This window comes from Vibrio sp. 10N.261.45.E2, assembly GCF_002875705.1.
GTDB lineage: Bacteria > Pseudomonadota > Gammaproteobacteria > Enterobacterales > Vibrionaceae > Vibrio.
This window is the reverse complement of the sequence record NZ_MCZZ01000144.1, coordinates 117,781-129,618: the sequence shown is the minus strand read 5'-3', so window position 1 is coordinate 129,618 and position 11,838 is coordinate 117,781. Positions and strand designations below refer to the sequence as shown.

The 11,838-nt window shown below is 43.4% G+C and carries 7 protein-coding genes and 1 riboswitch; of the genes, 6 read left to right on the top strand and 1 reads right to left on the bottom strand.

What is annotated here, in order from left to right:
- Positions 1-41 precede the first annotated feature (41 nt).
- Positions 42-1,175, top strand: coding sequence for a cupin domain-containing protein (locus BCT34_RS18710; protein ID WP_076656997.1), 1,134 nt, complete (start codon positions 42-44; stop codon positions 1,173-1,175).
- Between the two features lie 149 nt (positions 1,176-1,324).
- Here the strand turns inward: BCT34_RS18710 and BCT34_RS18705 are convergent, their stop codons facing one another.
- The gene (locus tag BCT34_RS18705) at positions 1,325-3,442 is read right to left on the bottom strand and encodes a methyl-accepting chemotaxis protein (RefSeq protein WP_076656996.1); all 2,118 of its coding nucleotides are present in this window, start codon (positions 3,440-3,442) and stop codon (positions 1,325-1,327) included.
- A 501-nt stretch (positions 3,443-3,943) separates the two neighbouring features.
- Here BCT34_RS18705 and emrD point away from each other — a divergent pair.
- The 5 genes from emrD to BCT34_RS18680 all read left to right on the top strand — a co-directional run bounded on the left by emrD (position 3,944) and on the right by BCT34_RS18680 (position 11,733).
- On the top strand, positions 3,944-5,149 hold the full coding sequence (gene emrD, locus BCT34_RS18700) for a multidrug efflux MFS transporter EmrD (RefSeq protein ID WP_076656995.1): 1,206 nt from the start codon (positions 3,944-3,946) through the stop codon (positions 5,147-5,149).
- 342 nt (positions 5,150-5,491) lie between these two features.
- Entirely contained in the window at positions 5,492-7,582 is a 2,091-nt protein-coding gene (locus BCT34_RS18695) for a S9 family peptidase (RefSeq protein ID WP_076656994.1), read from the top strand.
- Positions 7,583-7,751: 169 nt separating this feature from the next.
- Positions 7,752-8,558 carry an exodeoxyribonuclease III gene (xthA, locus tag BCT34_RS18690; protein ID WP_076656993.1) on the top strand — a complete coding sequence of 269 codons (807 nt, stop codon included), beginning with the start codon at positions 7,752-7,754 and terminating at the stop codon, positions 8,556-8,558.
- Positions 8,559-8,714: 156 nt separating this feature from the next.
- Positions 8,715-10,400, top strand: a complete 1,686-nt coding sequence (locus BCT34_RS18685) for an ATP-binding cassette domain-containing protein (RefSeq protein ID WP_076656992.1) — start codon at positions 8,715-8,717, stop codon at positions 10,398-10,400.
- The gene (locus BCT34_RS18680; RefSeq protein WP_076656991.1) at positions 10,393-11,733 is read left to right on the top strand and encodes an HlyD family type I secretion periplasmic adaptor subunit; all 1,341 of its coding nucleotides are present in this window, start codon (positions 10,393-10,395) and stop codon (positions 11,731-11,733) included. Before BCT34_RS18685 ends, BCT34_RS18680 begins: the two co-directional genes overlap by 8 nt.
- Before the next feature lie 9 nt (positions 11,734-11,742).
- Positions 11,743-11,818, top strand: a riboswitch (cyclic di-GMP riboswitch).
- The last annotated feature ends 20 nt before the right edge of the window (positions 11,819-11,838 follow it).

The window sequence follows — 11,838 nt, the reverse complement described above, 5'->3', positions numbered from 1 at the left end:
ATCTAGCATCTAGCATCTAGAATAAAATATACAGGATTCACATGTACCAACTTAGCTTTTCTATGCCCGAGTTTCTTGAAAACTACTGGCATAAAAAACCAACCATCTTAAAAGGTGGCTTCCAAAACTTCGTCGACCCAATTTCGCCGGAAGAACTTGCAGGTTTGTCGATGGAAGAAGAAGTGGATTCTCGCTTTGTTTCTAACCTCGACAACCAATGGACTGCAGAACACGGCCCATTCAGTGAAGAAAAGTTTGGTGAACTCACTGAAACGCATTGGCAACTGATCGTTCAAGCAGCGAACCACTGGCACCAAGGCGCAAATCAATTGACTGAAGCGTTCCAAGCGTTACCAAACTGGTTATTCGACGATCTCATGATTTGCTACTCGGCACCGGAAGGCGGTGTTGGCCCCCATATTGATCAATACGATGTATTCATCATTCAAGGCCAAGGTAAACGTCAATGGAAAGTGGGCGCGAAAGATGTTGGTCAATACAAAGAGACCGTTCAAGCGTCTGTTCTACGCCAAATAGAAGGCTTTGAGCCAATCATTGATGAAACCTTAGAGCCAGGTGATATCCTTTATATCCCGCCAGGCTTTCCACACGAAGGCAACACGCTAGAACCATCAATGAGTTACTCTATTGGCTACCGCTCTCCTAAAGAGCAAGAGCTAATCAGCAACTTTGCCGACTTTGTACTTGCTCATGATATGGGTGATGTTCACTTGCATGATCCTGAGTTCAAAACACAAGATGGCTACGGCAAGATTCGATCGTCGGATTTAAATAACCTAACAGATATGTTGAAGTCGGCGTTGGAACAACCAGAAACCATCAGTGAATTCATGGGGTGTCTGCTAAGCCAATCACGCCACCAGCTTGATATTGTCGCTCCTGAGCCATTATGGACAGAAGAAGAGATCGCCCAGCACTTAGAGTCTGAGGGCGAAATCCAACGCGTATCTGGCTTAAAAGCGCTCTACCATGAAAATGAAAGCAACACGGCTTACATTAATGGTGAAGTGGTGAAGGTTGAAGAAGCTGACTCATCATTACTCAACATACTTTGCGATGAAACCGTGATTACTTCAGCTATTGCTCTATCTCCTTCGGGCGTAACGGTCGTGACTGAATTGGTGAACAAAGGCTACTGGTTCATCGAAGACTAACTTCGCTAATAGGTTTCGCGGATATAATCAACCCCTAAAATCTAAAAGACTTAGAACCTAAGAAAAATAAAAAAGGGACAAATGAAAACTTCATTTATCCCTTTTTCTATTCAACAGGTAACAAGCTTAAATAACTAGACTGTGAATAACTAAACCTTGAACTGATTAACCAATTTCTGTTGCTGTTGAGACAGTTGGTCAATTTCATTACCCACTTGTTCAGAAGCCGCAGCTTGCTCCAAGATCTTGGCACTCAAATCGCGAATGTTAACTACGCTTTGATTCACCTCACCAGAAACCGATTGTTGCTCTTCGGCGGCTCGAACGATCTGGCTGTTCATGTCACTGATCGCCTCAATAGAAGTAAAGATCGAACCCAGATCTTCAACCGCATTTTGAACATGCAGCGCCGTATCATTAGCTAGAATATTGCCTTCTTGTATCGCTTCAACGACATCCTGAGTTCCAGCATGAACTTTGTCAATCACCGCTCTGATTTCACCTACTGATGATTGTGTGCGGCTTGCGAGATTTCTTACTTCATCAGCAACGACTGCAAAACCTCGACCTTGTTCACCAGCACGAGCCGCTTCAATCGCTGCATTCAATGCCAGTAAATTAGTTTGCTCAGAGATCCCTTCAATAACACTTAATATCTCGGTAATGTTACCGTTATTTTTTGCCAACTCTTCAACAATGGGTACAGCGCTCGACATACGTTCCACCAGCTTTCTCATTTCACCAGCTGAAAGTTCGATAACTTCCTGCCCTTGCTGAGCAGAACGATTCGCTTCGCACGCGGCATCAACGGCCACTTCTGCATTTTGTACCACTAAGCCGGCTGTCTGAGTCATCTCTTCTGCGGCTGTCGCTACAAGATCCACTTCTTTAAATTGAGATTCACTGCTTTCACGAGTGCTAGATGCCGATGCCTTAGCCTGACTTGTCGTGCTCGCCACTTGTTCAGTGGTATGGATCACTTCTTTGATCGTATGTTGTAGCTTATCTAAGAATAAGTTGAACCCTTTGGATAACTGACCAATTTCGTCTTGAGACTTGACCTCTAAACGTTGTGTCAAATCACCTTCACCAGAAGCAATATCATTAAGTCGCTCGACCACTTGTCGAATCGGCTTAACAATTGAGAGTGAAGCAAATGCGATAATAGCTAAACCAAAGAAAATAAAGACTGTACCTGCGATCACTTCTGTTTTGATACCTTCGCTTAACTTTTTGCTAATAATGGAATCCAATTTATTGGCATCAGCGACAACACTCTCTCTTGGAATCTCAAACAACACACCCCAAGTTTGGTTAGCCGCAACAACAGGTGCAAATGCAAGTAACCACTCACCGTTTTCACTCCATTGCGTTGTCACTTCGCCGCCAAATATAAAGTCGGTCATCAAATCGCTGTTAGTGTTGTCACTTTGGAATGTCGAACCGACTGCAATACTTGAATCATCTGAAGCGATAACCGAGCCGTCTAAACTAACAACATAAACCGTGCCAGCACCATCAAATAAGCTTTGATCAGATTGAGTAACCACACTCGTTAAACCATCGAGTCTTAGGTCAATACCCAAAAAACCAATAGCAACGTCGTCAACTAAGATAGGTACCGAAATTGAAGAGGTAAGTAATGCAGTTCCACCACTATTCACGACTCTCGGCGTACTAATACAGGTTTGTCCTGAAGATAAAGGGCAGTAAAAACGTTCGCTGTTGCTGTCATCATTCAGGATCGGTTCTGAAAGAACGTTCGCTAGAACATTTTCACCGTTATCTGCCACCTTCCAATAAGGCGCAAAACGACCTTTTTCGTTAGAGCCAACATAGTCAGCATCCACATAATTCGCATCTTCGCCATCGAGAAAATCCGGCTTAAAGACTAAGTAAGCCCCTTGAATCGAATCGAAGTTAAGTACCGAGCGACGAACCATTTCATCCAATGCGGTACGAAGCTCTTCACTTGGTGTAAAGTTTTCGTCTGCATTGTTTTTAAGAAATTGAGCACTGGCCGCTAACATCTCAGCGCGATAGATAGCTTCATCTACATAGCGTTGAGTTTCTTGAGCATTAAGCTGAGAAACAGACGCCAACAACTGTTGGGTTTTATTAATAACTGATTCTGAGCTTTGAGATTTGATGACTTGTTGATTACTCGTCGCGTTGTAGATCGAGAAACCAATAAGAGACAGTGACGTAATGATTAAACAACAACCTGCTAAGAGGGTTATTTTCCACTGTACCGATAGAGAGCGCATTTAATATCCTTATTTAAGCCAAAAGACTTCCATAACCATAACTATCACATCGACAACGAACTGCTGCACACAATGTAAATGAGTTAGACGAATAGCTTAGCGGATGATTACAGCACAAATTACTTACATATAAAACGAAAGTTTACACAATTGTTAACAAGCCTCATCTTTTACCTGTTACTTCCATGATTTCGAAATAATCTACTCATGCAATCATGGGCTATTCAGCTGTTGTTGTAACACTTTGAACTCGGTTATAAGCATTAATATATCAAGGAGGCCTTCCCACCCTTTATATCGCTAAAATGGAGCGATTTCGGATTAGTTTTAATAATCCAAGTTATAGATTTCTATCTTGCTCAACTTCACACTTTTTGATTGCTAAGCCTTCAATCTAGCTCTAATATCTCGCGCCTAGATTCCCTAATCACTTTATTCATTTGGCTCTCCTTAATGGAGCGCTAAGGCTTTTTACGTCTTAATTTTTGGAGAGATACGCAAATGTCCGCCTCGTTTCCATTAGCGAAACTTACCTTTTTAATCGCTATTCTGACTGCCGTAGGTCAAATGACTCAAACGATGTACGTGCCTTCTATCGGTCATATGGCAGGTGAGTTCTTAGTTTCGGCATCTTCACTGCAAGCGGTGATGGCGTGTTACTTGATCCCTTATGGTCTGTCGCAATTTGTCTACGGCCCACTTTCTGATCGCCCAGGTCGTAAACCGATCATCGTTATTGGTTTGATCATCTATATCATTGGTACTTTGGTGGCACTATTCGCTCACGAATATGAATGGTTCTTAGCGGGCAGCTTTATCCAAGGTTTGGGTATCGGTTGTGGCGGTGCGATGTCTCGTACATTGACTCGTGACTGTTTTGAAGGCGCAGAACTGCACCGTGCAAATAGCTTAATCAGCATGTGTGTAATTTTCTCCCCTTTGATGGCTCCTGTATTAGGTGGTTACTTAACAGAAGCTTTCGGTTGGCGTTCTAGCTACTTGTTCCTCGCGCTGTTTGGTATCGCTGTTGTGATCACTATGATGACGAGCATGATGGAAACACTGCCGAAAGAACGACGCAAACATGAATCGGTTGCCAACAGTTACAAATTCGTTCTGTCTGACAAACGTTTCCAAGGTTTCTTATTGGTATTGGTCGCAACCTTTGCTGGTGTCGCCGTATTTGAAGCTGCGGCAGGTGTCCTGCTTGGCGGCGTGCTTGGCCTACCTGCAACTACAGTAAGTTTACTGTTTGTGTTACCGATTCCTGGTTACTTAGTCGGTGCTGGTTTATCTAGTTACATCGCACAACGTCGTAGCGAACACCGCGCACTGAATGTTGGTTTAGTTGCTATCTTTGTGGGCTCAGCAGTGGTACTGATACCGGGTCTATTTGGTCAAACAACAGCATTAACTCTGATTGGCGGTGCAACCATTTACTTCTTGGGTGCTGGCATCTTATTCCCAGCAGCAACAACGGGAGCACTTTCGCCATTCCCATACCACGCTGGTACAGGAGGTGCGATTTTGGGTGGTATGCAGAACCTAGGTGCTGGCATCGCAACATTATTGGCCTCGTTCTTCCCGGCTCAAGACCAACTGCCACTGGGTTGCCTGATGATTACAATGTCACTTATCGCCATGCTTGGTTTACGTTGGGTTAATCGTAAGCCCGACCACTCAAACGAAATGCCATTGGCGATTTAACGTAAAATTCAAACCAAGCCCAAACAACGAAAAGGGACATACTGAAAAGTGTGTCCCTTTTTGTTGCTCGTGTTTTCCTTCACAGCCTTCCACAATTTCATTTAACATTACTTTGATTTTTTGAAAACAATAACAGACACTTATGTTCAAAGTGCATATCCAGAATCCAATTATAAATCACATCACTGGAAGAACACCAAAGTACCTAAGCTAATTAATAAGGATGCTGGCATAAAAGCGAGTAAGGTACAGACTAAGGATATACAGATGCGTTTCGCTTTAACCACATTAGCCGTATCGTTCGCGCTCGTCGCCGGATGCAGCATTCAAGGAATACCAACCATGAACCAATACTCTCAATCACAGCTTGTCGCTCAGCAAATCCAAGCACCCGTTGCTAAGAAAGTTCCTCATGCAATGACGATTCATGGTGACACTCGAATCGACGATTACTACTGGATGCGCGACGATGCACGCCAAGATCCAGAGATTTTGCAACAACTTGAGCAAGAGAATCAGTACGCAGATACCGTGCTCAAACATACAGAAGCGTCACAAAAACAATTGTTCGAAGAGATCAAAGGCCGCATCGCGAAAGACGACGATTCGGTGCCAGTTCGTAAAGGCAGTTACTACTACTCAAATAAAGTCACAGGTGACAACGAATACCCGGTTCACTTACGTGAAAAAAACTTTTTAGGCACAGACAAACAGGTCATCTTAGATGTTAACGAACTAGCAAAAGAACATGAGTTCTTCAGTATTGGTGGCTTAACAGTCAGCCCAGACGAAAACTTGTTAGCCTATGGCGAGGATACGCTGAGCCGCCGTATTTACACCATCAAAATCAAAGACCTCACGTCTGGTGAATACCTAGAAGATGAAATCGAAGGTGCTTCAAGTGCTATCGCGTGGCAAAACGACAACCAAGCCTTCTACTACATCAAAAAAGATCCGCAAACATTACTTGGTTATCAAGTTTACCGCCACGCTTTAGGTACGCCTCAGACAAGTGATGAGTTGATCTACGAAGAAACCAACAGCGCTTACTACACCTCCCTGAGTAAAAGCAAAGATGGTGAACAGGTCTACATTTGGCACTCGAGCACAGAAACCAGTGGTGTTTCAGTCATCGATGCCAACAACTCAGAGGCCTTAGCTGAAGCTTTCTACCCAAGAGAAACGGGTATTGAATACAGTATCGCCAAATTGGGGGACTGGTATTACATTTACACAAACTACCAAGCGGTTAACTTCCGCTTAATGAAAGTCACGACCGAAGAGATGCATGATCGGTCAAAATGGGTCGATGTCATCCCAGCCGACGACAACACTCAGCTTGTTGATTTCGAGTTATTTGATGACCACCTTGTTTACGAGCAACGTACGAATGGCTTGTCTACAGTCAAGGTTCGCCAAATCTCAACAGGTAACGAGTTTCCACTTGAATTTAACGACACCGCTTTTGCCGCTTACTTAACGGGTAACTATGAACTAGATAACTCCAAAGTTCGTATCTATTACAGCAGCTTAACCACACCAGGTACTTACTATGATTTCGACCTAAGTACAGGTGAATCCGAGCTCATGAAGCAAACACCCGTACTGGGCGATTTCAATGCCGACAACTACCAATCAGAGAGAATCATGGTTACGGCTCGCGATGGCAAGCAAGTGCCTGTCTCCTTAGTTTATCGCAAAGATTTGTTCAAGAAAGACGGTACTAACCCACTCTACCAATACGGTTACGGGTCTTACGGCTCAACTATTGAACCAACCTTCAGCTCAACTCGCCTAAGCCTACTCGATCGAGGCTTCGTTTTTGCGATTGCACATATCCGTGGTTCAGAGATGCTTGGGCGCCCTTGGTACGAAGATGGCAAGAAACTGACCAAACAAAACACATTTAATGACTTTGTCGACGTTACTAAAAGCCTAGTTGAAAAAGGTTACGCCGCTGAAGATAAAGTTTTTGCGGTAGGTGGTTCAGCAGGTGGCTTGTTAATGGGAGCAATCATCAACCAAGCACCAGAACTGTACCGTGGTATTGGAGCACATGTTCCGTTTGTCGATGTGGTGACAACCATGCTTGATGAATCGATTCCTTTAACCACCAACGAATATGATGAATGGGGCAACCCGAACGAGAAAACCTACTACGATTACATGCTGAGTTACTCGCCATACGACAACGTGAAAGCTCAAAACTACCCGAATATGTTGGTGACAACGGGCTTACATGACTCGCAAGTACAATACTTTGAACCTATGAAATGGGTCGCGAAACTGCGCGAGATGAAAACAGACAACAACGTGTTGCTCTTCAAAACCGATATGGAAGCCGGTCACGGTGGCGCTTCTGGTCGATTTAAACGACTAAAAGAATACGCACTTGAATACGCATTCTTTTTGGATTTACTAAAGACTCAATAAATTCTACGTAACTGTAAGTATTCACATCATTTAATGTCGCCATTTTGTCTCTACAAAATGGCGACAGAAATTATTCAGCATGGTTAAATACGATGAACCATGAAATCCACCAAATCAAAAGCCTTTAAAGACAAGCAGTGACAAAGGTTTACGAGAGGTATAAAAACAAATGAAAGTAATTAGCTTCAACATCAATGGCCTTAGAGCCCGCCTTCACCAACTGCAAGCTGTTATCGACAAACACCAACCGGACGTAATTGGTCTACAAGAGATAAAAGTACACGATGAAGCCTTCCCAATTGCTGATGTCGAAGCAATGGGCTACAAGGTTTACTACCACGGTCAGAAAGCACACTACGGTGTAGCAATGCTGTGTAAGCAAGAGCCTATCTCTGTGCAGAAGGGATTCCCAACGGACAATGAAGATCATCAGAAACGTATGATCATGGCGACGTTTGAAGATGAAAATGGCGAAAAGGTTACTGTGCTAAATGGCTACTTCCCTCAAGGGGATAACATCAAGCATGAAACCAAATACCCTTACAAGCGTGAATTCTACAAAGACTTGATGACCTACCTAAACGACTATCACAACAAAGATGAGCAAATCATAGTGATGGGCGACATCAATATTAGCCCTATCGATGCAGACATCGGCATCGGTGAGCCTAATGCAAAACGTTGGTTGAAAACAGGGAAATGTTCTTTCCAACCAGAAGAGCGCGAATGGCTGAAAACATTGATGGATTGGGGTTTTGTCGACAGCTTCCGCTTGCTGCATCCTGAAGTCAACGATCAATACTCATGGTTTGATTACCGTTCAAAAGGTTTCGTAGACAACCGTGGCCTGCGTATTGATGTAGTCCTAGCAACGCAAAAGTTAGCGGATAAATGCACTGAAGCAGGCATCGACTACGAGCTACGCGGCATTGAAAAACCGTCAGATCACGCGCCAATTTGGTCGACGTTTAAATAAAATCAAAATTAAATTTCAAATCAAAAGTGCACAAGCTTCTGTTTAGCTTGTGCATTTTTTTCACTTCGCTCAGAACGACTCAAAAAGCTTGAGATAGTTCACATTCTCGCCATTGCCCATCTATACTATTTGGATAACCAATGGAGTGAGTTTTATATGGATGCAAAGCCTTGGGCCGGTATAAATCCAATTAATCTGCGCAGTTTGCTTCCGATGATGGTGGTCAGCGGAGCGATCAGTGTTTTGATGTTAGTGGTGCCGTTATTTAGCCTGCAAGTATTCGATAGAGTACTCTCAAGTCAAAGCTTAGATACGCTTCTTTTTTTAGCCTTCATTGCTGTATTTCTGCTTACAGCCCAAGCATTCCTTGACGCATCCAGAGCCAAATATGCGCAAAAAAAAGCGATAAAATTTGAATTTATCGCATCTCAACAGCTCTTTGAGCAAGCAACCTTCTCATCGAAATCAAAAGAAAAGCATCTATTCAACGATATAAGTGAGGTCAAAAGCCTTCTCTCCTCTCCTGCCTACTTTGTTATGTTTGACCTGCCATTCACTCCACTGTTTCTCATTATTATGTTTGCGATTCATCCATACATAGGATTAGTCGGTGTAGGTGCCGTCGTTTTTATTCTCATGACAACATTGCTTTCTCATTGGGTTAAATCTAAGCATTTTAAAACCACTTATTTAAGCCAGTTAGCAACACAAAGAAAAAACGACGAGTGCTTTCAAAAACACGCCACAATATTTAGCCAACATCAACAGCAAGGTTTAAGTCAAACCTACCAAGAAATATTGGCGGAAAAGAGCTGGTCCCGAAGCCATTTAGATCAAGCAACCTGTTCACTAAGTGCATTTTCTCGTTACATACGTATGGTTCTTCAACTCATCATCATGGCTGTCGGAGCTAGCCTAGTCATTCAAAATGCCATGTCTGCCGGTGGCATGATTGCGGGTTCGATCTTAATGGCTCGGGCACTCCAACCAATTGAGATGCTTTCTAGTGGTATTCAAGCATGGAAAACTGGTTTGGATGCAAACAAACGCTTAGCTAAGGAGTTTGCATCCCATACTAAACATACCGAGCGAACGGAATTAGACACCATCAAAGGTGACTTAGTCATCGACAACGTCACATGGTTCGCCTCTGAAAAAATCAACAAGCCAACTCTTAATGGTTTAAAGCTGAGACTGGAATCTGGAAATCGAGTCGCACTGATTGGCCCTAGCGGATCAGGCAAGTCTTCAATTTGTAAAATGATCACTAATGGAATATCGCCCTCAAAAGGTGGGATTTCTATTGATGGACTCAATGTCGAGTTATGGAATCAAAATCAGTTCAAACACACAGTCGGTTATGTTCCTCAGCACATCGATTTTTTGCATGGCACCGTAAAACAGAATATTGCTCGATTTGATTCCAATGTTACAGATAGCCAAATTGTAAGATCCGCAATTCAAGCCGGTGTTCACGACGCTATTGTCGCCTTACCAAATGGGTATGAAACTATTATCGGTTCTTTTGGACATCAGTTATCTGGTGGACAAGCTCAGAAGCTCGCCATAGCAAGAGCATTGGTTTTCTCTCCGAAACTACTCGTGCTTGATGAGCCCGATTCACATCTGGATCGTGAAGGTGAAGAGTTTCTTGTTTCGCTATTGCAACTTGCGAAGGAGAAATCCATTTCTGTCGTGATGGTAACGCATAACCCTAGCCTACTCAGACATGTCGACTGGGTTGTTGAATTGAAAAATGGTCAGATAACACAAGCAGGCGAAGCGAATAAAGTCGTCCGGTCGCTCTTTAATGTCACCTCACCGGAGGTATCGAATGGCTAGTATTCATCATGACGACAAAGGCATTCACTTTGACGATGGTAGAAAACTGATCTTTTCTACATTCAAAATACAGATGTTCATCTGGATAGTTCTTGTGACTACTCTAGGAGGCTTTGCCGCTTGGGCTTACTTAACCCCGCTGTCCTCTGCCGCCATCGCACCTGGCGTGATCATCGTAGAATCAAAGCGAAAACCCATTCAACATTTAGAAGGCGGGATTGTAGAAAGCGTCCATGTTTCTGACGGTGATCATGTTCAAAAAGGCGACCTGCTCATCACGTTAAGTCACACACAAGCCCGAGCTTCACTTCTCAGATTAAAAGCTCAATGGCAAAGTGATTTAGCTCGACTGAACCGCCTACAATCAGAGCTAGCTAGCCATCAAGAGATTCAATTTGACATGAGATTACTCTCTCTTATGAGTGATCCAAACGTATCAAGCTTGCTTGCTACGCAAAGTAAGCTTTTCAACAAAAGACAGTCATTGAAATCCGGTGAATCCGAGGTGTTACAACAAAAAGTGGAGCAATCAAAACTTGATCTGCAAGGCTTCCAACAACGATTCATAGCTGGAAATCGAAGCCTGAAATATTTAGAAGAACAAGTGCAAATGCACCAAGATTTACTTGTTTCCGGTAACACATCCAAATCTCGTTTGCTGGATTTACAGCGAGAGCGCTCTCAATTACAAGGTGATGTAGCAGACCTCAAAGCTAGGATTGGACACGCAAAGCGCACCATCGCCGAAGCAAAATTAGAACTGATTAACGCGGATTACACTTACGCCAAAACACTCGGCGAAGAAATTCAAGACTTAGAGCGAAAGCTGAATGAAACAAGAGAAGCTATGGTTAACGCTCAAGATATTCTTACCCGTGTTGAAATCAGAGCACCTCAAAGTGGCGTGGTGGTTGGACTTAATGTAGTCTCTGAAAACGCCATCGTTCCACCCGGTGAAACCTTAATGGAATTGGTGCCACAAAACGACGAGTTGATTGTAGAAGCGTTAGTAAAGCCGGAAGACATCGAAGCCTTACGAATTGGCTTAGATACCCAAGTGAGGCTCACCGCATACAGTTTCCGTAAGACGCCACCGATTAGTGGCAAATTAGTTCATATTTCGGCTGACCGCATTAGCGATCAAGCCACAGGTTCTTCTGCTTACCTAGCCAGAGTATCGTTAGATAAATCCGAGCTAGAGGCATTAGAAAGTATCTCATTATATCCAGGCATGCCCGCCGAGGTGATGATCTTGTTAGAGCAGCAAACACCTCTTGAGTACCTACTCAACCCACTATCTGTTAGTGCCTACAAAGCGATGAGAGAAATTTAACCAAGTACAAGAAGACAAAGCCAAACCTACTGTGAAGTAGGGACGGAAAGCGACAGGTCTCTAACGAGATGGCTGAGCTGCCTCTATGTATCGAATGATATATGA

Excerpts from the sequence above, each read along its gene's own strand:
- BCT34_RS18685 (WP_076656992.1), top strand. The coding sequence starts at position 8,715 with ATGGATGCAAAGCCTTGGGCCGGTATAAATCCAATTAATCTGCGCAGT.
- emrD (WP_076656995.1), top strand. The coding sequence starts at position 3,944 with ATGTCCGCCTCGTTTCCATTAGCGAAACTTACCTTTTTAATCGCTATT.
- BCT34_RS18705 (WP_076656996.1), bottom strand. The coding sequence starts at position 3,442 with ATGCGCTCTCTATCGGTACAGTGGAAAATAACCCTCTTAGCAGGTTGT.
- BCT34_RS18680 (WP_076656991.1), top strand. The coding sequence starts at position 10,393 with ATGGCTAGTATTCATCATGACGACAAAGGCATTCACTTTGACGATGGT.
- BCT34_RS18695 (WP_076656994.1), top strand. The coding sequence starts at position 5,492 with ATGAACCAATACTCTCAATCACAGCTTGTCGCTCAGCAAATCCAAGCA.
- BCT34_RS18710 (WP_076656997.1), top strand. The coding sequence starts at position 42 with ATGTACCAACTTAGCTTTTCTATGCCCGAGTTTCTTGAAAACTACTGG.
- xthA (WP_076656993.1), top strand. The coding sequence starts at position 7,752 with ATGAAAGTAATTAGCTTCAACATCAATGGCCTTAGAGCCCGCCTTCAC.